Source organism: Roseovarius gaetbuli (assembly GCF_900172365.1).
Lineage (GTDB): Bacteria > Pseudomonadota > Alphaproteobacteria > Rhodobacterales > Rhodobacteraceae > Roseovarius > Roseovarius gaetbuli.
In genome coordinates this window covers 22482-47971 of record NZ_FWFJ01000019.1, presented here as the reverse complement: position 1 = coordinate 47971, position 25490 = coordinate 22482, and the positions used below count along the sequence as shown (strand labels likewise).

General features: G+C 60.6%; 22 protein-coding genes. 6 read left to right on the top strand and 16 right to left on the bottom strand.

All coding sequences use genetic code 11. From position 1 onward, the window contains the following. Positions 1-3: 3 nt before the first annotated feature. Together groL and ROG8370_RS10815 are read right to left on the bottom strand one after the other, a co-directional pair. Positions 4-1644, bottom strand: a complete 1641-nt coding sequence (gene groL / locus ROG8370_RS10820; protein WP_085827101.1) for a chaperonin GroEL — start codon at positions 1642-1644, stop codon at positions 4-6. A 68-nt stretch (positions 1645-1712) separates the two neighbouring features. After that, a complete protein-coding gene (locus tag ROG8370_RS10815; RefSeq protein ID WP_085827100.1) occupies positions 1713-2000 on the bottom strand; it encodes a co-chaperone GroES in 288 nt (95 codons plus the stop codon). A gap of 256 nt (positions 2001-2256) precedes the next feature. On the opposite strand from ROG8370_RS10815, the gene ROG8370_RS10810 reads away from it, so the two are divergent. Continuing rightward, on the top strand, positions 2257-3177 hold the full coding sequence (locus ROG8370_RS10810; RefSeq protein WP_085827099.1) for a manganese-dependent inorganic pyrophosphatase: 921 nt from the start codon (positions 2257-2259) through the stop codon (positions 3175-3177). 54 nt (positions 3178-3231) lie between these two features. Here the strand turns inward: ROG8370_RS10810 and ROG8370_RS10805 are convergent, their stop codons facing one another. The 3 genes from ROG8370_RS10805 to ROG8370_RS10795 form a co-directional block, all read right to left on the bottom strand. Continuing rightward, complete coding sequence (locus ROG8370_RS10805; protein ID WP_085827098.1) at positions 3232-3957, bottom strand: helix-turn-helix transcriptional regulator; 726 nt, start codon at positions 3955-3957, stop codon at positions 3232-3234. A 362-nt stretch (positions 3958-4319) separates the two neighbouring features. Beyond that, on the bottom strand, positions 4320-5609 hold the full coding sequence (gene ccrA / locus ROG8370_RS10800; protein WP_085827097.1) for a crotonyl-CoA carboxylase/reductase: 1290 nt from the start codon (positions 5607-5609) through the stop codon (positions 4320-4322). A 137-nt stretch (positions 5610-5746) separates the two neighbouring features. Then, positions 5747-7120, bottom strand: coding sequence for a 1-acyl-sn-glycerol-3-phosphate acyltransferase (locus ROG8370_RS10795; RefSeq protein ID WP_085827096.1), 1374 nt, complete (start codon positions 7118-7120; stop codon positions 5747-5749). Positions 7121-7182: 62 nt separating this feature from the next. Between ROG8370_RS10795 and ROG8370_RS10790 the strand changes: the two genes are divergently transcribed. Together ROG8370_RS10790 and ROG8370_RS10785 are read left to right on the top strand one after the other, a co-directional pair. After that, the gene (locus tag ROG8370_RS10790) at positions 7183-9249 is read left to right on the top strand and encodes a methylmalonyl-CoA mutase family protein (RefSeq protein WP_503128341.1); all 2067 of its coding nucleotides are present in this window, start codon (positions 7183-7185) and stop codon (positions 9247-9249) included. A gap of 157 nt (positions 9250-9406) precedes the next feature. Further along, positions 9407-9847, top strand: a complete 441-nt coding sequence (locus tag ROG8370_RS10785) for a GNAT family N-acetyltransferase (protein WP_085827094.1) — start codon at positions 9407-9409, stop codon at positions 9845-9847. 114 nt (positions 9848-9961) lie between these two features. Here ROG8370_RS10785 and ROG8370_RS10780 read toward each other — a convergent pair whose 3' ends face one another. The 8 genes from ROG8370_RS10780 to ROG8370_RS10745 form a co-directional block, all read right to left on the bottom strand. After that, the gene (locus ROG8370_RS10780) at positions 9962-10657 is read right to left on the bottom strand and encodes an ABC transporter ATP-binding protein (RefSeq protein ID WP_085827093.1); all 696 of its coding nucleotides are present in this window, start codon (positions 10655-10657) and stop codon (positions 9962-9964) included. Next, a complete protein-coding gene (locus ROG8370_RS10775; RefSeq protein WP_085827092.1) occupies positions 10644-11366 on the bottom strand; it encodes an ABC transporter ATP-binding protein in 723 nt (240 codons plus the stop codon). Before ROG8370_RS10775 ends, ROG8370_RS10780 begins: the two co-directional genes overlap by 14 nt. Beyond that, a complete protein-coding gene (locus ROG8370_RS10770; protein ID WP_085827091.1) occupies positions 11363-12307 on the bottom strand; it encodes a branched-chain amino acid ABC transporter permease in 945 nt (314 codons plus the stop codon). Before ROG8370_RS10770 ends, ROG8370_RS10775 begins: the two co-directional genes overlap by 4 nt. Continuing rightward, positions 12304-13230, bottom strand: coding sequence for a branched-chain amino acid ABC transporter permease (locus ROG8370_RS10765; RefSeq protein ID WP_085827090.1), 927 nt, complete (start codon positions 13228-13230; stop codon positions 12304-12306). The genes ROG8370_RS10770 and ROG8370_RS10765 overlap by 4 nt, the downstream gene beginning before the upstream one ends. Before the next feature lie 63 nt (positions 13231-13293). Continuing rightward, positions 13294-13911, bottom strand: coding sequence for a hypothetical protein (locus ROG8370_RS10760; protein WP_085827089.1), 618 nt, complete (start codon positions 13909-13911; stop codon positions 13294-13296). Between the two features lie 25 nt (positions 13912-13936). Continuing rightward, positions 13937-15241 carry an ABC transporter substrate-binding protein gene (locus tag ROG8370_RS10755; RefSeq protein WP_085827088.1) on the bottom strand — a complete coding sequence of 435 codons (1305 nt, stop codon included), beginning with the start codon at positions 15239-15241 and terminating at the stop codon, positions 13937-13939. Positions 15242-15338: 97 nt separating this feature from the next. Further along, positions 15339-16724: a hypothetical protein gene (locus tag ROG8370_RS10750; RefSeq protein ID WP_085827087.1), complete on the bottom strand. Its 1386-nt coding sequence runs from the start codon at positions 16722-16724 to the stop codon at positions 15339-15341. Positions 16725-16867: 143 nt separating this feature from the next. After that, positions 16868-19072 (bottom strand): hypothetical protein, encoded by a 2205-nt coding sequence (locus ROG8370_RS10745; RefSeq protein WP_085827086.1) that lies wholly within the window; start codon positions 19070-19072, stop codon positions 16868-16870. Between the two features lie 232 nt (positions 19073-19304). Between ROG8370_RS10745 and ROG8370_RS10740 the strand changes: the two genes are divergently transcribed. The 3 genes from ROG8370_RS10740 to ROG8370_RS10730 all read left to right on the top strand — a co-directional run bounded on the left by ROG8370_RS10740 (position 19305) and on the right by ROG8370_RS10730 (position 23163). Further along, positions 19305-19979, top strand: coding sequence for a thiamine diphosphokinase (locus tag ROG8370_RS10740; RefSeq protein ID WP_085827085.1), 675 nt, complete (start codon positions 19305-19307; stop codon positions 19977-19979). Positions 19980-20045: 66 nt separating this feature from the next. Next, on the top strand, positions 20046-21680 hold the full coding sequence (locus tag ROG8370_RS10735) for an MFS transporter (protein WP_085827084.1): 1635 nt from the start codon (positions 20046-20048) through the stop codon (positions 21678-21680). A gap of 313 nt (positions 21681-21993) precedes the next feature. After that, positions 21994-23163: a sensor histidine kinase gene (locus tag ROG8370_RS10730; protein WP_085827083.1), complete on the top strand. Its 1170-nt coding sequence runs from the start codon at positions 21994-21996 to the stop codon at positions 23161-23163. On the opposite strand, the gene ROG8370_RS10725 is transcribed toward ROG8370_RS10730, so the two are convergent. Genes ROG8370_RS10725 through ROG8370_RS10715 form a run of 3 tightly spaced genes read right to left on the bottom strand, consistent with a single transcriptional unit; the run spans position 23085 to position 25373 of the window. After that, positions 23085-24449, bottom strand: a complete 1365-nt coding sequence (locus tag ROG8370_RS10725; protein WP_085827082.1) for an MATE family efflux transporter — start codon at positions 24447-24449, stop codon at positions 23085-23087. The genes ROG8370_RS10730 and ROG8370_RS10725 overlap by 79 nt on opposite strands. After that, complete coding sequence (locus ROG8370_RS10720; protein WP_085827081.1) at positions 24442-24951, bottom strand: PaaI family thioesterase; 510 nt, start codon at positions 24949-24951, stop codon at positions 24442-24444. The genes ROG8370_RS10725 and ROG8370_RS10720 overlap by 8 nt, the downstream gene beginning before the upstream one ends. Further along, on the bottom strand, positions 24951-25373 hold the full coding sequence (locus ROG8370_RS10715) for a PaaI family thioesterase (RefSeq protein WP_085827080.1): 423 nt from the start codon (positions 25371-25373) through the stop codon (positions 24951-24953). The genes ROG8370_RS10720 and ROG8370_RS10715 overlap by 1 nt, the downstream gene beginning before the upstream one ends. Positions 25374-25490: the final 117 nt, after the last annotated feature.

Below are 25490 nucleotides of genomic sequence, written 5' to 3'. Positions count from 1 at the left end.
AGATTACATCATGCCGCCCATGCCGCCCATGTCGGGCATGCCGCCACCGCCTGCGCCTTCTTTGGCGGGTTTGTCGGCAACCATCGCTTCGGTGGTGATCAGCAGGCCTGCAATCGAGGATGCGTCTTCCAGAGCGGTGCGCACAACCTTGGCCGGGTCGATCACGCCGAACTTGAACATGTCGCCATATTCGTCGGTCTGCGCGTTATAGCCAAACTTGAGGTCTTCGCTCTCGCGGATTTTGCCCGCAACAACCGAACCGTCAACACCAGCATTCTCGGCGATCTGACGCAGCGGCGCTTCAAGCGCCTTGCGAACGATCATGATCCCGGCGTTCTGGTCGCTGTTGGCGCCTTCCAGACCCGCAAGGGTCTTGGCCGCCTGAACGAGGGCAACACCGCCGCCCACAACGATACCTTCTTGCACGGCCGCACGCGTGGCGTTCAGGGCGTCGTCGACGCGGTCCTTACGCTCTTTCACTTCGATTTCGGTCATGCCGCCAACGCGGATAACAGCAACACCACCGGCCAGTTTGGCCACGCGCTCTTGCAGTTTTTCACGGTCGTAATCGCTTGTGGTGTCTTCGATCTGCTGACGGATCTGTGTGACCCGTGCTTCGATCTCGGCTTTTTCACCGTGGCCGTCGACGATGGTGGTTTCGTCTTTGGTGATGGTGATGTTCTTGGCCGAACCCAGCATGTCCATGGTGACGGATTCAAGCTTCATGCCAAGATCTTCGGAGATCACCTGACCACCGGTCAGAATTGCGATATCCTGAAGCATTGCCTTGCGACGATCGCCAAAGCCGGGGGCCTTGACCGCAGCGATTTTCAGACCGCCACGCAGCTTGTTGACCACGAGGGTTGCAAGCGCTTCGCCTTCAACGTCCTCGGCAATGATCAAGAGCGGCTTCTGGCTCTGGATCACCTGCTCGAGCAGCGGAACCATGGCCTGCAGCGACGAAAGTTTCTTTTCGTGCAGCAGGATCATGCAGTCTTCCATCTCGGCAATCATCTTGTCCGAGTTGGTGACGAAATAGGGGCTCAGGTAGCCGCGGTCGAACTGCATGCCTTCGACAACATCGGTCTCTGTTTCCAGGCCTTTGTTCTCTTCGACGGTGATGACACCCTCGTTGCCGACTTTCTGCATCGCGTCTGCGATCTGACGACCGATTTCCGCTTCGCCGTTGGCCGAGATGGTGCCGACCTGGGCAACTTCGGCGCTGTCATTGACAGGTCGCGAGGCGGCTTTGATCGCGGCAACCACTGTGTTGGTCGCCATGTCGATACCGCGCTTGAGGTCCATCGGGTTCATGCCGGCGGCAACCGATTTCATGCCTTCTTTGACGATGGCCTGGGCCAGAACAGTGGCGGTCGTGGTGCCGTCGCCTGCTTCGTCATTGGTGCGGCTGGCCACTTCTTTGACCATCTGCGCGCCCATGTTTTCGAACTTGTCTTCCAGTTCGATTTCCTTGGCAACCGATACACCGTCTTTGGTGATGCGCGGTGCGCCAAAGGATTTTTCCAGAACCACATTGCGGCCTTTGGGGCCAAGTGTCACCTTAACCGCATCGGCCAGGGTGTTGACGCCTTTGAGCATGCGATTGCGGGCGTCTGTAGAAAAACGTACGTCTTTTGCAGCCATTTTCAGGTGCTCCCGTTTTTTGTGTATCTAGTGTTGATGGGAAAATAAGGCGGTTTGAAAACCGGGCCTTATGCCATCAGACCCAGAATGTCGCTTTCTTTCATGATCAACAGCTCTTCGCCATCAACCGTCACTTCGGTGCCCGACCATTTGCCGAACAGGATGCGGTCGCCGGCTTTTACAGCCATTGCGATCAGCTCGCCGTTGTCCTTGCGTGCGCCTTCGCCGCAGGAAACAACTTCACCCTCGCTGGGTTTTTCTTTTGCGCTGTCGGGGATGATCAGTCCGCCGGCAGTTTTCTCTTCGCTTTCAACGCGGCGAACAAGCACGCGGTCGTGCAGCGGTTTAAATGCCATCTCTGAGGCTCCTTGGCTCAAAGTTTCTCCCTATGACCCCTCCGAGGGGGTCGTTAGCACTCAGTCTCGCCGAGTGCTAACGACGCATAGCTAGGGACCACGCGAAACGGAGTCAACACCAATGGTCCATAAAATTCAGCGCTTTGACCGGCGTTTGCCACCGGAAGCCATGCCGCAGCGCAGCATTGGAGGTGACAAACCGTCCGCGCCCGCCTATAAGGCGCGCAAATCAGACAGACCCACAGGATGATCCCACATGACAACACTTGTTTTTGGCCATAAATCGCCCGACACCGATTCAACCGGCTCGCCCATCATCTGGGCCTGGTATCTGAACGACGTAAAGGGCATTCCCGCCGCGCCCGCCCTCTTGGGTGAACCCAACACCGAGGCGCTGTTCATGCTTGAGCGCTGGAATCTCGACAAGCCGCAAATCATAGATGGCGTCGCCGCCGATGCGCCGGTGGTGATCGTGGATACCAACAACCCGGCCGAGCTTCCGGCCGATATCAATGCCGCCGACATCCGTGGCATCATCGACCATCACAAGCTTGTCGGCGGCCTCGAAACCAAAGGCCCCATCGACATCCGGATCGAGCCTTTGGCCTGCACCGCGACGATCATGTACAAGATGATCGGCAAGGATATGGCGCAGATGCCGACCGCCATCAAAGGCGCGATGCTGACCTGTATCCTGAGCGATACGCTTGAATTCCGCTCGCCGACCACGACGCAGGAAGACAAGGCCATCGCGCATGCGCTTGCCGAAGACCTTGGCATCGTGATCGCCGATTATGCCGCCGAAATGTTCACCGCGAAATCCGATGTCTCGGCCTTTTCCGACGCCGAACTGCTGCGGATGGATTCGAAAGAATACGCTGTTGGTGGGACCAAGCTTCGCGTCAGCGTTCTTGAAACCACCGCCCCCGCGACCGTGCTTGACCGCAAGGCCAGCCTGATGAACACCATGACAACCGTGGCCGCCGAAGATGGCGTGGATCAGGTTTTGCTGTTCGTGGTCGACATCCTCAACGAGGAAGCCACGCTTTTGGTGCCCAACGATCTGGTGAAAACCCTCGCCGAGAAATCCTTTGGCGCGACCGTGTCGGGCGATGCTGTCGTTCTGCCCGGCATCATGAGCCGCAAGAAACAGATCATCCCCAACCTCAAGATCTGAGGGCGATAAAAGAGTTTGGAAAAGGGGCGCCGTCTGCGCCCCTTTTTCGTGGACTCAGACCACGATCAAGCCGCGGCTGGTGGCGCGCGCCACCGCATGGATGGTGTTGACCGCCCCAAGCTTGAAGCGCGCCGATTCAACGTAAACCCGCAGGGTATGTTCCGAGATGCTGAGCGTCTGCGCCACCTGCGCCCGGCTATAGCCCATTGCCAAAAGGGTAAGCCCGTCAACCTCGCGTGGCGACAGGGGTTGAACCTGGCCGGGGTTACGATCCGGCTCGAAATCAAGCGCTTTCTGGTTGAAGTAATGTGCGATCAGGATCAGATTGCGCCGGTGGTCTTCGGTGAAGGCCGCCCAGGTAAGATCATCGCAATTATGGCTAACGGTAAAAAGCGCGAACTGGCCGTTTGGCCCGCGCACCGGCACTGAATAGCCCTGATTTCCGATTCCAAAGTCTATCGCCTCGGCCTGAAAGGCGCGGGCCGCCTTGCTTGACCAGTCAAGCCGCTTCCAATCCACCGGATGAAACCGCTTGTAACAGCCCTGAATGACCGGGTCGATGCGCACATATTCCTGATCGAGATAGCGTTGCACCCAAGTCGGGGAATAGGTGCCACAGCCGTATTGCTCACCGGCGCCGCTGACCCAGTGATAAACCATATGATCGACACTCAGCAGATCGCGAAATTGTTCGATCAGCCTTTGCAAAGCCTCCAGATCAGAGGCATGTTCCAAGACCTCCAATAACGTTTCCAGCCGCACGGGCGGGGTTGCGCTCATTCGCGGAATGTCCTTCCCCAGTCAACGCAAGCTCGGTCGCGGCCACCAGCCGTGTATAATCCAGCTGTTCGGCCAAAACACTCATCCCGTTTTCATGGGCAAATGTCTGTAGATCGGCAAGAACGTCGAGTATCCATTCGTTTCGCATCTATCAGCCTCGCGTAACACTGGTTAATAAAGAGTTAACACAACCATAACACGTATCGAAATGCGGTGTTATTCGCGAATAACAACTCCCCAGAAATAGCGAGGCGGTCCTTAGCTAAGTATTTGGCCGCATTGAGATGCACCAAAACGAAGACCGCCCGCGAATCGATCGGGCGATTCGCGGGCGGTTTCAGGTCGCTAAACCCAAAGCTGATTTATGAACGGCCGGCCTCGACCACGTCCTCGACCGTGCGCAACCCGGTGCGCGGGGCCTGAACCAGAACCGCCATATTGCCCGGCTTATGCTCGTTGCGCAGCATCTTGAGGTGCGCGGCTGGAATCTCGTCCCAAGGGAACACTTCCGACATGCAGGGATCAATCCGGCGCTCGATCATCAGCTTGTTGGCCGATGCCGCCTGTTTGAGGTGGGCAAAGTGCGAGCCCTGCAGGCGCTTTTGGTGCATCCACATATAGCGCACGTCAAAGGTACAGTTAAAGCCGCTGGTCCCGGCGCAGATCACCACCATGCCGCCCTTTTTACACACCAGGCTGGACACAGGAAAGGTCGCCTCGCCGGGGTGCTCAAACACGATATCGACATTATTGCCCTTGCCGGTGATGTCCCAGATCGCCTTGCCGAACTTGCGCGCTTCCTTGAACCACGCAGCATATTCCGGCGTGTTCACGGTGGGCAGTTGCCCCCAACAGCTAAAGTCCTTGCGGTTGATCACACCCTTGGCGCCAAGGTCCATCACAAACTCGCGCTTGTCCTCATCCGAGATCACGCCGATGGCATTGCCGCCTGCGGCATTGATCAACTGAATGGCAAACGACCCAAGACCACCCGAGGCGCCCCAGACCAGAACGTTTTGACCGGGCTTAAGCTCGTGCGGGTGATGGCCGAACAGCATCCGATAGGCGGTGGCAAGCGTCAGCGTGTAGCACGCCGATTCTTCCCATGTCAGGTGCTTGGGACGCGGCAGCAATTGCTGCGCCTGAACGTTGGTGAATTGGGCAAACGACCCATCGGGGGTTTCATAGCCCCAAATCCGCTGGCTCGGCGAGAACATCGGATCGCCGCCGTTGCATTCCTCGTCGTCGCCATCATCCTGGTTGCAGTGAATGACAACCTCGTCGCCCACCTTCCAGTTCTTGACCCGATCCCCCACAGCCCAGACGATGCCCGAGGCATCGGAACCTGCGATATGGTAATCGGCGCCATGGCCGTCAAACGGGCTGATCGGAACACCGAGGCCGGCCCAAACGCCGTTATAGTTAACACCTGCCGCCATCACCAGAACCAGCACTTCGTGGCTGTCCAGAATGGGGGTATCGACCACCTCGATCTGAAAGCTTTTGTCGGGCTCGCCGTGGCGCTCGCGCCGGATGGCCCAGGCATACATCTGCTTGGGGACATAGCCCAGGGGCGGCATTTCACCGACCTCGTACAGGTCTTTTTCGGGTGCCTCGTAGGGCGCAATACCCGGTTCTGTATCCAAAGCCATGATAGCCTCCTGTCACAAAATTGCCGCGACGCAGAATCGCGCCTCTCTGCCCTTGAAATATCCGTCGAAACGCAACAATGCAATGCCAAAGGGTGCATTTTTGTAATTTTATGACCGAGCGAACGCAGAAATTACCGCTATTTCGTGCTGCAATCGCGAAAAAGATGGGCGATCGAGGCCGCGTAGAACTCAACGATGGGCCGCTCATGCTCGACCACCGAATACTTACCATCGGCCTCTTGCACCATCTCGCGCTTGGTCAAGGCCTGAAGACCAAACCGCGCGCCATAACCGATATCGTCACGCGGCAGATGCAGATAGGCGTTGGGCAAATCCGCCGCCATGGCGGCGACGCGTTCCTCAATCTCGCTCAGACTCAGCGGGGCCTTGGCCAGCAACATCGCCCGCGCCACAAGCGGCACGGGCAGCACCGGAACCTCTTGGCCGATCCGCTCCATCAAAAGCGCGGCAAGGCCTTCGATCCCCGCTCCCGGATGATCGCGCTCGAACGCCGTGAGCGATAGCGGCGCACCAAAGCTGACCGCCGCATAACCATGCCGGTGATATCGCCCGCGCAGGCGCAGCCATATCTGCTTGAGGATAAAGCGCCCGATCACACTTATACGCGCCGGAAACTTGCGCCCGCCGGCCTGTCCTGCGGCGACCAAAAGACGATCCTCGAACACCCGGTCGTAATTAAGGGCGACCGGCACGAACACCACATCGCGCACACCGGGGGTGCGCTCTTCGACAAGGTACTTCAGCAAACCAAGCTTGGGTGGCGCCAATGCGCCATCAAGGCTCAGCCCGCCTTCCGGGAACATCGCCTGGGTCACGCCGCCATCGGTGGCCATCCCGACATAGCGCGCCAGGACCCTGCGATAGAGATCACCGCGCGATTTGCGGCGGATAAAATAGGCCCCCATCGCCTTGATCAACCGGCTAAGCGGCCAGACCCGCGCCCATTCGCCCACCGCATAACTAAGCGCCGAGCGTTCCGCCGCAAGCCATGTCACCAGAACGTAATCCATGTTGCTGCGGTGGTTCATCACAAAGACCACCGTCGCCTCTTTATCCACCGCGCTCAAGGCGGCGGCATCGAAATGGCCAAGCCGCACGCGGTATAACGACCAGCTCAGCCATTTCGCGGCACGGATCGCAAAGCCGAAATAGGCAGAGGCGCTAAAGCTTGGCACGATTTCGCGGGCATAGCCTTTGGCCTGTTCAAAGGCGACGTTCTCGGGGATGCCTTGAGCCTTGGCATGGGCGACAATTGCGCGGTTCACCTCGGGGTCATAAATCAGCCGCTGAATCATGTCATGGCGCCGCGCAAGCTTGAACGGCTCGATCGGGCGCTCCAGCCGGGTGTTGAGCTTGGCCACCACCTTTTCCATGCGTCGACGGAAAAACCAGCGCACCGACGGAAACAGGAAATGCGAGGCAAATGTCACACCCGCAAACGCAACAAGCAAGATCAGCGCCCAAACGGGCATTTCCACCACATTCCCCATGCGCGCAGCAAAGCAGGGTTTGCACCCCGCGTAAATGCCTGTGTAAATGAAGCCATGCCGCGATGCAGCGAATTGACAGCGGCATTTTATTGCATATAACCGAAGCCGAACGTAACAAAATTACCCAAACCGATTCACGAGGCCCCATCATGTCGCAGACGCAGAAAGACCAGACCAAGGATCGTCCCTGGCTTATCCGGACCTATGCGGGCCATTCCACCGCTTCGGCCTCGAACGCGCTTTATCGCGCCAACCTTGCCAAGGGGCAGACCGGGCTTTCGGTGGCTTTCGATCTGCCGACGCAGACCGGGTATGACAGCGATCATATTCTGGCGCGCGGCGAGGTCGGCAAGGTCGGCGTGCCGGTAAGCCACCTTGGCGACATGCGCGCGCTGTTTACCGATATCCCGCTCGATCAGATGAACACCTCGATGACGATCAACGCCACCGCGCCTTGGCTGTTGTCGCTTTATATCGCGGTCGCCGAGGAACAGGGCGCGGATGTCACCGCGCTTCAGGGCACCGTGCAAAACGACCTGATCAAGGAATACCTGAGCCGGGGCACCTATATCTGTCCGCCGAAACCCAGCCTCAAGATGATCGGGGATGTGGCCGAATATTGCTATAAGAACGTGCCGAAATGGAACCCGATGAACGTCTGTTCCTATCACCTGCAAGAGGCCGGCGCGACACCGCAGCAAGAGCTGGCCTTTGCCTTGGCCACCGCCACCGCCGTTCTTGACGAGCTAAAACCGCGCGTCGCACCCGAGGATTTCCCGGCGCTTGCCGGGCGGATTTCGTTCTTTGTGAACGCCGGCATCCGGTTTGTCACCGAGATGTGCAAGATGCGCGCTTTTGTCGATCTCTGGGGTGAAATCCTAGAAACCCGCTATGGCGTGAGCGATCCGAAATTCCGCCGCTTTCGCTATGGCGTACAGGTCAACAGCCTTGGCCTGACCGAGCAACAGCCCGAAAACAACGTCTACCGCATCCTGATTGAGATGCTGGCCGTGACCCTCTCCAAAAAGGCCCGCGCCCGCGCCGTGCAATTGCCCGCCTGGAACGAAGCGCTTGGCCTGCCGCGCCCCTGGGATCAGCAATGGTCGATGCGCATGCAACAAATTCTGGCCTATGAAACCGACCTTCTGGAGTTCGACGATCTGTTCGAAGGCAATCCGGCGGTCGATGCCAAGGTCGAAGCGCTCAAGGACGGCGCGCGTCACGAGCTGGCCAATATCGACAGCATGGGCGGCGCGGTCGATGCGATTGAGTACATGAAGGCCCGCCTTGTCGATAGCAACGCCGAACGCCTTGGCCGGATCGAGCGCAATGAAACCATCGTTGTCGGCGTCAACCGCTGGCAAGAGGGAGAGCCCTCGCCGCTGCAGACCGAGGATGGCGGCATCATGGTGGTCGACCCGGCCGTCGAGGCCGAACAGATCAACCGGTTGAACGACTGGCGCAACAACCGCGACGCGGGGGCCGTGAAAGAGGCGCTCGCCAATCTGCGCGCCGCCGCCGCCGAGGGGCGCAACGTGATGGAGCCTTCGATTGCCTGCGCCCGCGTCGGTGTGACCACCGGCGAATGGGCCGCACAGATGCGCGCCGTCTTTGGCGAATATCGCGGCCCGACCGGCGTCTCGGCCAACCCCTCGAACATGACCGAGGGCCTTGATGATATCCGCGCCGCCGTCGATACGGTCAGCGACCGCCTTGGGCGGCGGCTCAAGTTTCTGGTCGGCAAGCCGGGGCTTGATGGCCATTCCAACGGCGCCGAACAGATCGCCTTTCGCGCCCGCGATTGCGGCATGGATATCGGCTATGCCGGTATCCGCCTGACCCCCGAGGAAATCGTGCGCACCGCGCTTGAGGACGAGGCCCATGTTGTCGGCCTCTCGATCCTGTCGGGAAGCCACATGCCGCTGGTCGAAGACCTTATGGCGCGGATGCGCGAGGCGGGGCTTGGCGATGTGCCGGTGATCGTCGGCGGCATCATCCCCGAGGATGACGCCAAGCGCCTGCGCGAAATGGGCGTGGCGCGGGTCTATACCCCCAAGGACTTTGAGCTCAACACCATAATGATGGATATCGTAACCCTCGCCGACCCCAAGGCGGTGGCGGCGCAGTAACGCCATGCCTGTCAGGGCGCGCCGCGGCACCCGCAATGGTGGATGCTTGCGCGCGCCTTGGCGAAAAAAATGCCTCGAAATGAGGCGCGATTTTACTTTCCCTGACACGGGTTTAGGCACAAACTGATCTTTCACGCTCCCAAAGATCAGGCCGCACATGACCATCACGATCCGCCCCATCCAGACCGGTGACAAACCCAAGTGGACGACGCTTTGGCGCGACTATCTGACGTTTTATGAAACCACCCTGCCCGACACGATCTATAAGACCACGTTTTCGCGGCTCTGCTCGCCCGATCACCCGGATCAGAACGGCTTTCTGGCGCTCAGCGGTGGCAATCCGGTGGGCCTTGTCCATTATATCTATCATCCGCACAACTGGCGGATCGAAAAGGCCTGTTACCTGCAGGATCTCTTTGTCGCCCCAGAGGCGCGCGGCATGGGCGTCGGGCGCAAGCTGATCGAGGCGGTCTATGCGCAGGCCGATCGCGATGGCTGCCCCTCGGTTTATTGGCTCACACAGGAGTTCAACGCAGAGGCGCGCAAGCTTTATGACCGGATCGGCACCCTGACGCCTTTCATCAAATACACCCGCTGATTTTAGAGCATGTTGCTCAAAAGTGGGACCCGGTTTTGAGCTTCTCGAACATGCGAAATCATTAGGTCAGAGCATGTCGCGTGAATTTTGAGTGAACGCGACATGCTTCAAGCGCTAAACCCCGATATAGCGATCCACGATCGAATGATCCGCGCGCAGCGCCTCGGCGGGCAATGTCTCGGTGTTGCGGCCGTTCTCGATAAACGCCACCCGGTCGGCCACCGATAAAACCGCATCAACCCGCTGTTCCACCAACAGGATCGCGACGCCTTCGTCGCGCATCTTGACGATCACCTGCCGGATCGCCTCGATCATCGAAGGTTGAAGCCCCTCGGTCGGCTCATCCAGCAAAAGCACCTTGGGGCGCAGGCAGAGCGCGCGCGCCGTCGCCAGCATCTGCTGCTCGCCACCCGAGAGGGTCTGCGCCCGCTGACCATAACGCTCGCGCAAACGCGGGAAAAGCGCGAGCACCTCGTCTAGAACCTCTGGCCCGCTTTTGCGCGCGCGCAACCCGATTTCAAGGTTCTGCGCCACGGTAAGCTCCGCGAACAAGCGCCGCCCCTGCGGGATATACCCGATGCCCGCGCGCGGCACCTTATAGGCCGGAAGGCGGCTGACCTCTTGCCCGTCAAGCATGACCCGGCCCGACATCAACGGCAACAGCCCCATGATCGCCTGCATGGTGGTGGTCTTGCCCGCGCCGTTGCGCCCCAACAGGCACAGGATTTCGCCGGGGGCCACCTCAAGGCTCAGGTCGCGCAGCACCTGCGCGCGGCCATATCCGGCGTTGATCCCCTCAAGCCGAAGCATGATCCCCCCCAAGATAGGCGGTCTGAACCGCGCCATTGGCATGGATTTCATCTGGCGTGCCCTCGGCCAGAACCTCGCCGAAATTCAGCACCGTGATCCGGTCGGCAAGCTCCATCACCACGCTCATGTTATGCTCGATCAACAGGATCGTGGTCTTGCCCGCCAACTCGCGGATCAGCGTCTTGAACTCGGCAATCTCGCCCTCGGCCAATCCCTGCGTCGGCTCGTCGAGGATCAACAGGCGCGGCGATTGCGCGAGGCCCATGGCGATCTCCAAAAGGCGCTGATGGCCATAGGACAGATCCCCCGCCTCCTGCGCCTTGCGATCCAGCAGACCGACCCGCGCAAGTGCGTCATCGACCGCCGGGGTGACCTTTGCCCCCTTAAGGCGGCGGCGCGCGGCAAGGGCCACGTTTTCGCCAACACTCAGCCCGTCAAAGACCGAGGTGATCTGAAAGGTATAGGCCATGCCAAGCATGATCCGCTTATGCGCCGGAAGCGCGGTGATATCGCGCCCCTCAAAGATCACCTGCCCCTCCGAGGGGGAAATCCGCCCGCAAATCATGCTCACCAGCGTGGTCTTGCCCGCGCCGTTGGGGCCGATCAGCGCGCGCACTTCACCCTCGGGCAGATCGAAATCCACCCCCTCGACCGCGCGCAGCCCGGCAAAGTGTTTCGACAATCCCCGCGTCGCCAATAGCGTCGTCATGGCAGCCCCCGCCAGACCCGGCGGCGCAATTCGCCCATCAATCCTTGCGGCGCGAACAGCGTCAAAAGCACAAGCGCCACACCGGCGATCAGCATATAGGCGGTGGTCACGCCCGAGCTAAGATCAATCAGGTAGAACATGAACAGCGTGCCGATAAAGGGGCCCAAAACCGTTCCTGCGCCGCCCAAAAGTACCCACAAAAGCGGAAAGATCGAATACTGAACGCTTGCAAAACTTGCCCCCGCATAGCCGAACAACAGCCCGTATGACGCCCCCGCCGCCGCCGCGATGGTGCCCGAAATGACCATCGCCGCCAACTTATGCGCGAAGATGTCATAGCCCAGCATGCGCACGCGTTCCTCATTCTCGCGGATCGCCACCAGAACCTTGCCAAACGGCGCACGCACCAGCCAAAGGCTCAGCATGAGGCAGCTTCCGAACAGGATCAGCGCGGCGAAATACCGGTTACCCGGATCGCTAAGGTCGATCCCCCAAAGCACGCGCTGCGCTTGTTGGATCACGAACCCTTCGTCGCCACGGGTATATTCGCCGAAATAAAGGATCGTCAGGTAACCGACCTGCGCGAACATCAGCGTCACGATCATGAAGGCCACCCCGGTCGTGCGTAGCGCCAAAAGCGCCAGCCCCCCCGAAACCACCGCCCCCGCCACAAGCCCAAGCACAAGCGCCGGTGCCGGTGTCAGGCCAAGGTGCTGAATCCCAAGGCCCATGCCATACATGCCCGCCGCAAAGAACAGCGCATGCCCAAGGCTGAGCAACCCGGTATAGCCGAACAGGATGTTATACCCGACCGCATAGCTGGCCAGCACCATGATCCGTGCAAGATTGCCGTGGTGATAGGCGGGCAGCACGAATTGCAGCACGAACAACAACGCGATCAACCCGCCATGAAGCGCAATCACCCGCGCGCCGCCGCTCATTCGGATCGCGCCCCGAACAGGCCCTGCGGGCGAAACACAAGCACGAGGCCAACAAGCAGCGTCGCCAGGATTTTCGCCAGCGTCGGCGAGAAAAACACCGAGATGATGCCATCGCTAAGCCCGATCAACACGGCGGCCAGCACCGTGCCCGGCAGGCTTCCAAGCCCGCCGATGATCACGACGATGAACGACAGCAAAAGTGGATCGGCGCCCATCAGGTAATGCGCCTGCTGAATGGGCACGATCAACACCCCGGCCAGCGCCGCCAACGCGGCCCCAAGACCAAAGACAAGCGCATAGACCCTCTCGACCGGGATGCCAAAGGCCTGCGCCATGTCACGATCCGCCTGCGTGGCCCGCATCACAAGACCAAAGCGCGTCCGCGACATCAGGAGCCAGACACCGCATAACAGGACCACCGCCGCGCCGATCACCGCCAACTTGTAACTCGTGGTGCCAAGCCCCCAGGGCCAGATCATCGCCCAGCCGTCGGCGCCATGCTCAAACCACGGAATCGCCAGACGTGTGTTGAACGGCGCCTCGACCGGGCGCGCATCAGGGCCATAGCCCATCAGGGTCATTTGCTGGATGATATAAAGCACACCGATGGTGGCCACGATGGTGCGCTCGGGGTCATAGTTCAGCCGTTTGAGGATGGTCATATCGGCGGCCACGGCAAGCGCGCCCACGACAAGCGGCGCCGCGATCAGCGCCACACCAAACCCGAGCGCCGGATGGCCGCCAAAGCTATGCGCGATCCACCAGGCAATCACTGCGCCCAGCATGAAAAACTCGCCATGGGCAATATTGACCACCCGCATCACGCCGAAAACAAGCGACAGCCCGACCGCCGTCAGCGCAAGCACCGCCGCCGTGATCGCGCCCTCAAGCGAGGCCAGCAATATGTAAGGGCCCAAATCCATTCTGGCATAAGGATTGCCCGGCATCGCCACAGGGGGCAAGCCCGTTCCGCGCAAGACATGCGATTATTGCGCGCTAAACTCGGTTTGGCCCATGACGATACGCTGATCCTTGGTCACGGTGACGATCTGACCGTGCTTGCGTTCAAGCTGGCGGGCGACCACCTCGTTTCGCGGCTCCCAGTTGTACCATGCGTCGTCTTTGGTGCGCACCCAGGTCAGCGTGCCCCCCTTGCGCCAGGGGTCAAGCACGATGCCTTCGGCAAAGGAATCACCCCGTCGGGAGATCACTGCGGTACTATGCTCAAGGCGAAAAGCGTTATCGCTGTTGGCCACGGCACGATGCACCTCAAGCGTCTGGAAATTCTCCCGCTTTAGACGCGCCTCGATATCGCGCGCCCAATGCCAGCAGAGCCCGCGCGGCTTCAGGCCCAGATTGACTTTGGTGTTATGGATGATCGGCGGATCAGTGATCTGATACTCCTGCGCAAGCTGATGGGAATACTCATAGGCCACCTTCGCCGCGCGCTTCGCCTCTTCAGGGTCAACCTCAGAACCCAAAGCGGCGATCCCGGCCGCCAGGCGCGTCACATCGCTTGCCTCGGGCGGAGGCGGCGGCGCGCCACAGCCCGCCACCGCCACAAGCGCAACGCCCCAGAAAATTCGCCGAATTTTCTGGATCATTTTCTTCGCAGAAGAAAATGACACCTCAGAACGATTGCGTCGTGTAGTCCGTCTCATCCGGGTAAAGCGTGTCCTCGATAGAGGTCTTGTGAACGCACAGCAATTTTCCACCCGTGACCTTGGAAATATACTGATGTCCGAACACCTGGTGGGTCTTGCCATTGAACCGCTTGGCGCCCTGCGGATGCGCGAGGCTTTCGGGCATATCGGTCATCGCCTCGACCGCCTCGATCAAAGCGGCGCGATCCTGCGTTCCGCTATACCCAGACGCTTCCATCCCGGCCTTGATCACATGCAGCGTTTCCCAGCATCCGAACATATGCGCATAGGTCGACACATCGCTCGGATCACTGATCGAGGCGCCTTCATCATTCACCCCCACAGCGGCGCGGAAAAACTTGTCGTGCTCTGACTGATCCGCCTGCGCGTGGCGCGGGTTGCCCTCCCAGAAATAAGTGCCTTCAAGATACTCAAGCCCAGGGCTGTCGATGGCCACCGCTTCAAGGCTGTCGATAAAGCCGAACATTTCCGGCCGCGAGGGACCAAAGAATTCGCCCAGCTCCTTAACGAAGGTCAGAACCGCAGGCCCCACCATCACATGATAGAGAACCTCGGTTTCACGCGGAATTTTGGGGAAATACTTGGTAAATGACGTCTCGGACGGCGGAATCGCGATATGCGCCAGCACCTCGCCGCCCTGCGCCTCGATCGCCTGGGTGAAGAAATCGCGGTGATCATGGCCGAATGCGAAATCCGGGAACACCATCGTGACCTTCTTGCCAAGGTTCTGCGCCACGAATGGCGCCATCGCCTGCACCTGGCTTTTCACGTCGGTGATACCGGGCTGCAACGTATAGCGGTTGAGCATGCCACTGGCGACGTGATGCCCTTCAGAAACCACGAAATAGGGCATCTTGAGCTCGCCCGCGCGCGGCGCAGAGCCGATAACCACATGGCTGAACAGGGTCCCGAATGCCAAATCACAACCGTGCTGATTGGCGAATTTCTCGACCACTTCGGCACCGCGCTTGGGATCGGTACCATCATCTTCGGCCACGATCTCGACCATGCGGCCATTGATACCGCCGCCCTGGTTGATCAGCTTGGCCGCCGCTTCGGTGGTGCGCCCGTACCACCGCCCATAGGCCGCGCCGATGCCGGTGCGGTGCACCTGAAAGCCGATCTTGATCGGCTCGGCGGTCTGCGCACCGGCGTAGCGCGCCCACATCGGCAGGCTCGCCGCGCCTAGACCAGCAGCCAGCGTTTTCATAGCGCCGCGGCGGGTGGTGCCTGCAGGCTTGGTCTCGGGGCGGTTTTTCGGGGTGCTCATGCTGGGTTCCTCTGCACTGATCTCAAAACACGCGGCAAATCTGCCGGTTGCGCCCAAGTCTGCGAAGCATTGCGCCCCTTGTCCAGCCTTTTGCGCATCACATCCCGCGCGGCGAGGCCAACAACCACAGGCCAAAAACGGTATAGAGCACCATGAAAAGCGCCAATGGCGCCTGCCCGAGCACCGCGCGCCGGGTGCTGTGGATGTGCTGCATCGCCACGGCGTGGGCCAGAAGAATGGCGATCACATGCCCCGCCACCACCGTTCCCGCCTGCGCCAGCCAGATCACCTTTACCGTGCCCGGCGTGTTCAAAAACCCCGTCGTCACATGATAGTCGGCAAGCCCCAAAAGGTCCGCCCCCCGCCCCAGCGGATCATTCAGCGCCTTGAGCACATATTGCCCATCCACCAGAAAAGAGGTCAGGTAATGCGCGATGTGATAGGCAAGCGCGATCGGCAGGATCGTCGGCGCATAGCGGCAAAACACGCGCGCCAGCGGCTCATTCCCCCCGGCAACCCGCTCGCCCAGCCACAAACACACCATGAACCCGGCAATCAGCGCCGCATTGGCCACCAGAAGCCCGACCAGATTGGGGACAATCACCGCCGAACGGCCCGGAAATTCAAGCGGGTTGATCCCCAGAACACCCATCCACCAAAAGGTCTCGTTCAGCCCGTCAAAGCTGCCGCTGCCGAGAATCAAGAGGATGAACACCGCCAACCCAAGCCCAACCTTGGGGGCACAGAGCACCTTCCAGCCGGGCAGGCCAATCGCCAGCCGTCCACGCGCGCGCGCCAAGAGGGACATGCGTCCATAGGCCCGCATCAAAATGCTCAGCGGCTCGGCCCGCACCATCCAGACAGGCCCGAACAGCAAGAGCCCCGCCAGCGTGACGTACCAGTAAAGCCCGACAATAACCGCCAATCGCCCCGGATCGGCCGGGGCCGGATCGGCCAGCAAAAAACCGGCATAGGCGAGAAAAACCACCACCCCCGGCCACACCCCAAGCCGACGCGGATAGCGCAGCGGCGCGCGCATCCCCGTCAGGCGCGCAATTGCCGCCGCCGGGCCGGTCCATGGATTGCTCCAACGCCAGTGATTGCCGATAAGCCCCTGCACCGAGACCATCGCGATCCACCAGACCACCCAGACAAAAAGCGGCATCGGGTTGACCAGCGGATCGCGTGACCCGACAAGCCCGCGCCAGACCAGAACGCCAAGACCCACCGCTGCCAGAACGCTTGTCACATGGCGCAGCGGAACGCCGCGCGTGCGTAGCATCGCCAGAGGCCGAAACAGCGCCGCCGCCAGCCCGCCAGGCAAGAGCGCCAAAAGCACGATCGTCAAGGCCACGGTCGCACCACCCGCCGCGATATAGGCATCCGTTGGCAAGAGCAGGACAAACCCCTGCTCCGAGGCATGCGCCCAAAGCGCGCTTGCCGTCAGCATCACCAAAACGCCGCCCAGGGCGATCACCCGCATGCCTTGACCCCTTTTTCGGTCGTTACCGGGCCAATCCTATAGACCGGACAGGCGCAAGAAAGGGCCAAATCACCGCAGGCAGCGCAAAACAAAACCCCCGGCATTGCCTGCCGAGGGTTTCGCTTTGGATATCTTGGTGCGGATCAACCGACGTTGCGGGCGCCCGGATCGCGATAGTCGGTCGCGTTGGTGACCGAGAACCGCCCACCGGCCAGCTTTTGAAGCTTACCCTGACGCAGCAGTTGGCCAAACGACCGCAGGCCGTCTTCGCGAGAAAAGCTTTCCTGCTCGACCTCTTTGAGCTTGCCCATAAGCATCGGGCGCGAGAATTGCGGGCGCCCTTCGACATCGGCAAGGTAAGCTGCCGCCGCCTCAAGCAGTTCAGGAAGCTGGTTAGCGCCCATTTCCTCTGCAAAGGCGCTAAATCCGCTATCGCCGCCGGTCTGTTCCATTTCGGGCGCGATGTCAGAGGTCGACACACGGCGCGGGCGAATCGGTTCGCGCGGGGTATCGATCCGCTGTTCCGCAACCAGCTTGAGCGGCGCAGGGCGTACTTCTTCGGGGCGGGCAGAGCGCCCGGCATCGGACACCACCTGCGGACGACGCGGGCGTACAACGTTGGCAAGATCGTCGCGATAGGCCGTGTCGTCAACACCGCGGCTCGGCTTGGCGCCTGCTTCGGTTTCGGCACGGGTTGCGGCCACAGCGGCGCGCAGATGCTGGATCGCATTGCGGCGCTGGCTTGACGCCGGTGCGTCAAGCTGATTGTCGGTCTCGTCAAAAATCCGCGTCAGATCAGACGGGGTTTCCGCAGTCTCAAGCTTGCGGCGCCCCTGTTGCGGCTCTTCATCCTGCTCCTCTTCGGACTCGAAGTCGGCGGCGGTCTCTTCTTCAATCTCCGCGTCATCTTCATCTTCGGCTTCGGCAGCATCGTCTTCGGCTGCGTCTTCGAGATCATCGCCAGCATCTTCTGCCGCGTCTTCAATCTCATCTTCAATCTCGGCAAAATCTTCAGCCAGATCGTTTTCAAACTCGGCCTCCACCTCGGCCAGTTCGCGCTGAAGCTCGGCCTCTTCTTCCGGGCTAAGGAAAGAGTCGCCCTCTTCAAAGAGGTTGCTATCGCTTTCCTCGGACGTGTCATCGTCTTCCTGGAAAAGCCCGCTTGCCACAGCCGCCTCAAACTCGGCGCGCTTGATCTTGATGACCCGCGCATTTGTCAGCGCAGGCTCGTCTTCCGCAGCGGCCGCCACCGATAGCTCGGCCTCTGGCGCGACGGTCTCTTCGATCTCGGTGACGCTTTCGATCTCGGTGATTTCTTCGATTTCAACCCTGGCTGTTTCGACGGGCATTGCATCGGCCAGCAAACTGGCCAGTGTATCCTCGAATTCATTGCGCTCGTCCGTGGCGACGTCATCCTGTGCGGTCTCTTGCGCCTGATCCTCGGCCTCGACCTCTTGCAGCGCGTCCTCGTCTTCGGGGGCTTCCATCGCATTCGCACGGGCCATGATCGCGGCGAGTTCATCGTCGTCGATTTCGACCATGGAATAGCTTGCGTCGGTGCTCTGGGCCGCATCATCTTCGGCCAGGGCCGCATTCAGATCGGCGGTCGTGGTGTCGATGAAGCCCTGCGCGTGCTCGTCTTCATTATACTCATCCGCACCAAAGCTTTGCTCGGCACCGGACACGACCGAGCGAATCCGGCTCAGCTTGGCGGCGATGCTCTCGCTATCGCCGGGCGCAGCAGGCTCTTGCACCTGCTCCAGATCCTGCGCGACGTCTTCGGCCTCGACCTCGGGCTGCACATCGTCCTGCGCAACCGGCTCGGGCTCGGCCACGGCCTGTTCTTCTTCAACCGGCTCAGGCTCGGCAGTGGCCTGTTCGTCTTCAACGGCCTCCGGCTCGGCCACGGCTTCTTCTTCCAGACCTTCGGGCATCTCGACCGGGGCGGCCTCTGCCACCTCTGTCTGGATGTCTTCGGAAATCTCTTTCTCGACCACCTCAGGCGCAGCGACCTCTTGCTCGGGGGCCGATTGTTCGACCTCCGGTTCCGGTGTCGGCTCGGGGCTTGGCGCGACGTCCTGCACCGGCTCCGGGGCGGGCTCGGGGGCTTGCTCGGGGGCCGGGGCTTGTGCCTCTGGCGCATTGGCCAGTGCGACGGCCTGACCAAGGGCGGTCCCGGCCTCTGCCCGCAGCACGATCTTGCCCTGCTCTTCATGGGCCTCGACCCGCCGTGCGATTTCCCGCTCGGCGATGCGCGCCAGCATCTCTGCATCAGGGGTGGGCGGTTCGGCACCGAAATACCGGTCATCCGCCGCCAGATCGCGGAAATATTCCGCAATCGCTTTCATTGTATCAAATGAATCGTCAAAACCTTCCAACGTACACGAGAACGTGCCGTAGGAGACTGTTAGAATCTTGCTTGAACCAACCATATTAATTGCTCGCTTTGCTTGCCTGCAAAGACAGGGTTTACCATGACACCCAAGACCAAAGACGCTCGATTCCTAGATTTTTACCGTATCATTTCATGGTCAGAATGTGACATCTGGTCCTTAAGCGCAACGATAAGGTGACAATACGATGATTGTTCGCGAAAATGAACCAATCACCCTGATCGGCGGGGCAGCGGTCACGTTAACCCTTTTGGCGCGCGCCCGTGCCCTTGCCCCGATAGTGGTGGCCGCCGATGGCGGCGCGGATGCCGCCCTTGCCCATGGCGCCATGCCCCAAGCGGTGATTGGCGACTTTGACAGCATCTCCGAGGACGCACGCGCACGCATCTCCGACACCGCGCAACACCCCATTGCCGATCAGGACAGCACCGACTTTGACAAATGCCTGGGCAACATCGCCAGTCCGCTGATCATCGGCATCGGGTTTTCCGGGGATCGCCTTGATCATCAGCTGGCGGCCTACAACACCCTCGTGCGCCACCCCTGGCAGCGCTGCATCCTGCTGGGCCGTGAGGAACTTGTGTTTCTCGCCCCGCCGTCGATTGACATTGACCTTGAGGCCGACTGTCCGGTTTCTCTTTTCCCGATGGGCGCGGTCGAGGGTATCTCGGACGGGCTTGCCTATCCGATCGGCGGTCTGAACTTTGCCCCCGATGGGCGCGTGGGCACCTCGAACACCGCGCTTGGGCCGGTGCATCTTTCGGTGACCGCGCCTAAAATGCTTGTGATTCTGCCGCAATCCACGCTTGAGGACGCTGCCCGCGCCCTCAGCGCCGGCAAGACCCGCTGGCCCGGCCCGTAAGCGGGGCGATTGCACAGGCCCGCGCGTGCGTTAAACTAAGCCCAAAAAAGGCAGGACAGACAGAGCATGACCCCGCTAAAACTTATCGGCACCTGGATTGACGCGGTTGTCTTTGATCTTGGCCGTCAGATGCGCTGGACCTTCCTGCCGCCACTGATGATTTATTTCGCCGCCGGGTTTTCCGGGCTGACGATGATTGTCGGCACTTTTTTCGTGAAGGAATACCTTGATCTCTCGGCGGCCTATCTTGCCGGGCTTGCGTTTTGGGCCGGTCTGCCCTGGGCGCTCAAGATGCCGCTTGGGCATCTGGTCGATATCTTCTGGCGCTGGAAATGGCTTTTGGTCTATCTCGGCGCCGGGTTTATCGGGCTGTCGGTCTTTATCATGTACCTTGTGCTGACCCAGACCACGATGATGCAGGCGATCATGCCGATCAGCGCCTGGTATGTGACCTCTTACCTTCTGGCGCCAAGCGGGCTTGTCATTCAGGACGCGGTCGCCGATGCCATGTCGGTCGAGGCGGTGCCGCGCTTTGACGCCAAGGGCGACGCGATCCCGCTTGAAGATGCGCGCGCGATGCATACCACGATGCAGACCCTTGGCCGCTTTGCGCTTATTTCCGGCACGGTCGCGGTGGCCATGCTCAACATCTATATGTTTTCGGGGATCGAGGCGCTCGACGATGCCGCCAAGACCGCGACCTATGCCGGCATTTACCTTGTTGCGCTCTTGATACCGCTGGTTTCGGTCTCGGGCGTGGTTCTGGCTGCGGTTCAGAAAATCCGCATGCGCCGTAACCTGTTACGCCGTGGCCTGAGCGACGCCGAGGCTGATACCCTGTTTGAACGCCCAGACGAGGAAACCACCCCGAACCCCTGGTATTTCATCGGCGGCGCAGGGTTCGTGGCGCTGTCGCTGACCGTCGGCCTTGGCGATGTGCCCTATGGCCAAGAGATCATCTTTGCCGGGTCGATGGCGATTGTCCTCTTGCTGATGCGCCAACTGGTGTCGGTGCTGCCCCCGGCATCGGCGCGCGCGCTGATCGGCACTGCGGTTGTGATCTTTATCTTTCGCGCCACGCCGCGCCCCGGCGATGGCCTGACATGGTTCGAGATTGACGTGCTGAAATTCGACCAGCAATTCCTGTCGATCCTGTCGCTGATCACCTCGGTTCTGACGCTGGTCGGGATGGTCGTGCTGCGCCCGCTGATGGCGCACCGTCCGATTGTCTATATCGTCGTGCTTCTGACGCTGGCGGGGGGGCTTATGTCGCTGCCCAATATCGGGCTTTACTATGGGATTCAGGAAATCACCGCCGCGATGACCGGTGGCGTGGTCGATGCCCGCTTTATCGCTATTCTCGACACCGCCATTGAATCGCCCCTGGGACAGATCGCGATGATCCCGATGCTGGCCTGGATCGCGCGCAATGCGCCCTCGAACCTCAAGGCCACTTTCTTTGCCGTGATGGCGTCGTTTACCAATCTGGCGCTATCAGCCAGTTCGCTCTTTACCAAGTACCTCAACGAGGTCTTCGTGATCACCCGCGAAGTCACCGATCCGGTCAGCGGTGCGGTGACAACACCCGCCGATTACACCGACCTTGGGATTCTTCTGATCCTTGTGACGGCGCTTACGGTGGGGCTTCCGCTGGTGGCGGTGACACTTGTGCAAAACTCACGCTTGCGCACCCCGGACTGAACACAACCCAGAGCCGCCGAATTCGCGTAAATCCGCTCAAGTTGCGGCAGATAAAGAGAAATTCAGTAGATGTGAGGACATAAAACGGCCTATCCTGCCTGTCACGTTATCCCGGTTTTTTTAGTCTCACACCGAACCGGACTGTTAGTCTTATTTATCCGTCAGGCAGTTTATGACCAAGACGCGCTAATACAGCCCTCAACTCGACGCGCTGCGCCGTGCCGATGCATCGTCGGTCACGGAAATCGGCCTGCGGTTTGTTCTCATTGCCGCGACAAGCCTGATCCTCTGGGCCACGACCGAAAACCCGGCCATGCTGGTCTGGGGGTTTGGTTATATCGGCATGAGCGGCACTTATATCCTCTTCCTTGCCTCGCGTCGGCTATCGGGAAGCTTGCGCACCTATTTCACCTTCCTATGCCTGAGCATTCTGCTGTCGTGCTGGTATGTCTCGGCGATGATCTATCTGATCACTCTGGACAGCAGGGTTTACGAGTTCTTCGGGATCTGCGGCATCATCGGGCTTGGGCTTTATTATCTCAGCCGCCACAGCGACCTGACGCTGCTGGCGATCTGGGACAATATCCTTATGTCGCTGGGCATCCTTGGCGCGGTTCTGGCCTATATCGGCAAATCCGACAGCACCGCGGGCATGGTGGCCATTGCCTTTGCCGGGCTCGGGATAAGCGCGTATTACTCGCTGAACTTTTTCGAGATGATGCGCACCCGCAGCCGCCTTCGCCTTGCCCAAGAGGCCGAGGCGGAAGCGCAGAAAATGCGCGCGGTGGATCAGCTCACGACCGGCATTGCCCATGACTTCAACAACATCCTCACGGTGATCCGTGGCAATCTTGATCTTCTGACCGAGCTGCCAGAGGCCGATGACCGCGATGTGATGCTGAACGAGGCGCGTGCTTCGGTGGACCGGGCCGCGCATCTTGTGCGCCAGCTTTTGGCCTTTTCACGCAAATCCCAGATGATGCGCCGCGATCTGGAGGTGGCGCCGTTCCTGACCACCCTGCACGGCTCGCTGCGCGCCATGCTCCCCGAAAGCATCAAGGTTGAACTTGCCACGCCTCTGCCTGATCTGACCATCCGGACCGACCAGCACCTGCTGGAAGCCGCGCTTTTGAACTGTGCCCTGAATGCGCGGGACGCGATGCTGCCGCAGGGCGGCACTTTGCGCCTGCGCGCCGATCATGCCTCCGGCCGGGGAGAGCTTGCCCTCGTTGTCGAGGATACCGGCCCCGGTCTGGCCGACGAGATCAAGAACCGCGTCACAGAGCCGTTTTTCACCAACAAGCCGGTCGGCGAAGGGCCGGGTCTTGGCCTCTCGATGGTCAAGGGGTTTGCCGAACAATCCGGCGGGCGGCTGGAACTTAACAACCTGCCGCAGGGCGGGCTTCAGGTGGCGCTCTTCTTGCCACTGCTCGCGGCGGGTCTTTCGTCCTGTTCCGCCACGTCCCGCTCTAACGCCGGATAGCGCAGCCCAAGCGTGATTCCGCGCGCAATGAAGCTTATCAACAGCGCCAGCCATAGCCCGTGATTGCCCATCACCGGCAAAAGCACGGCAACCGCGATGCCATAGATCACAAGGCTGACCACCATCATGTTGCGCATGTCGCGGCTGCGCGTGGCGCCGATGAACACCCCGTCCAGCATATAGGCCGCCAGCCCCAGCACCGGCGCCAACACCATGTAGATCAGATAGGTGCGCGCCGCATCCTGCACCGCCGGGGCCTTGGCCATCACGTCAATGATCGCCCCGCCAAAGACGGCAAAGCAGGCCGCAAGCGCGAGGCACACCACCAGCCCCCATTGGCTTGCCATGATCGCAGAGCGCCGCAACACCGCGCGATTGCGCGCGCCATATGCCTGACCGACAAGCGCCTCGGCGGAAAAGGCGAAGCCGTCAAGCGCATGGGCGGTGATGCTCAGGAATTGCAGCAACACCTGATTGGCCGCCAGCGTCACATCGCCAAAGCCGCTTCCCATGAACAGGAAAGACACGAAAATCACCTGAAGCATCAGGGATCGCAAAAGGATGTCGCTATTGACCGCCGCCATGTTGCGCAGGCGCTCGGCGTCAAACACCCGCGGCCAATCGCGCCAGGCAGGCACCGCAAAGGCATCGCGGCAAAACCAGAAGCCAAGCGCAAGCCCGCTCCATTCCGCGATCACCGTGGCCCGCGCCACACCGGCCACGCCCCAATCGAGGCCGAGAACGAACCACAGATCAAGCAGGATATTGGCGCCATTCATCAGCACCTGAATGAACAACACGGCGCGCGTGCGCTCTTGCGCGATAAGCCAGCCGGTCATGCCAAAGAGCGCGATCATCGCCGGCGCGCTCCAGACCCGGATCGCGAGATATTCGCGCGCCATCCCCTCGACCTCGGCACTCGCCGGAGAGAGCTGAAACGCGCCCCAGAAAATAGGTGCCTGAAGCGCGATAAGCGCGACGCCCCCGGCAAAGCCGATCATCAGGGCGCGGGTCAAAAGCGCGGCAACCTCGCCCACCTGCCCCGCGCCATGCGCCTGACTTGTCAGGCCGGTGGTGCCCATCCGCAAAAAGCCGAAAATCCAGTAAATGCCGGTCAAGATCACCGCGCCAATGCCAACCGCGCCAATCGGTGCGGCAAGCCCAAGCTGTCCGACCACGCCGGTATCGACCGCGCCCAAAATCGGCACCGTCGCATTGGATATCACAATCGGAAGCGCAATCCTGAGAACCCGCCTGTGGGTCATCGACATGGTTGTATCAGCCATCCCGACGCGGCATCAGGAAATGCCCCGTTGCCTGCGCAAAGGGACGCCCGCGATTGTCTTGCCAGGCCTCGACATGAACGCTCGCATAACGCCGCCCCGAGCGGTTGATCTGCGCGCGCGCATAGGCATCGCGCGGCAGCCCTGAGCGCAGGTAATCGACGGTGAAATCAATCGTCTTGGGCAGGCGCGGAAGATCGCCCCCGACAAGCGCCTCGGCATCGAACGCGCCGCTTTCGATTTCTTCCCAGAGCGTGCCCCAGCTTAGCCCGATGATCGCCGTGATCTCTAGAAACGCTGCCGTCGCGCCGCCATGCAGGGCGGGCAAAAGCGGGTTGCCGATCAGCTTTTCCTGAAACGGCATGATCGCCGTCAATTCGTCGCCGCGCCGGTCGAACTGAACCCCGAGAAAACGGATATATGGCACGCCATCCACCAGCGCCTTAAGCGCCGCATCGCGCCGCTGCTTGACCACCTGCACGGGTTCGGGACGGGGGCGCGCCATTATTTGCCCTCCACGGTGAAGGTGCCGGTCGCGGTGGCGACAGGGCGGTCATCGTCATCATCCATCGCGCGTGCGCGCACGAAGGCGACCGAGCGGGTGATGTGATAGCATTCGGCATGCGCCCTGATCTTTTGCCCCGGCGTGGCCGGGCGCATGTAATCAATTCGCAGATCAATCGTCGCCGTGCCACCGGGCGACGAGGGATGGCACATCGCCGCCGCCCCGCAACAGGTATCCATGAGCGCCGAAACCGCGCCGCCATGAATGACCCCGGTTTCGGGGTCGCCGACAAAGCGCTCGTCATACTCCATCTCGATCTCGGCCGTGCCATCGCCCATATGGCTAAGCCGCATCCCGAGGGCCTTTGCATGCGGCAGGGCCTGCATGAATTGCTTGGCGATTTTGCTTTTGTCCGCGCTCATTTCTGGCCCTCTGGGATGCTCTTGCGCCCTTTATGGGCCTTAATCCGCAGCACCTGCAAGGGCAGGAGTTGCGCTTGGCGCGGCTTGATCCTAACCTTGGTGCGAGAGGGGGCTTGG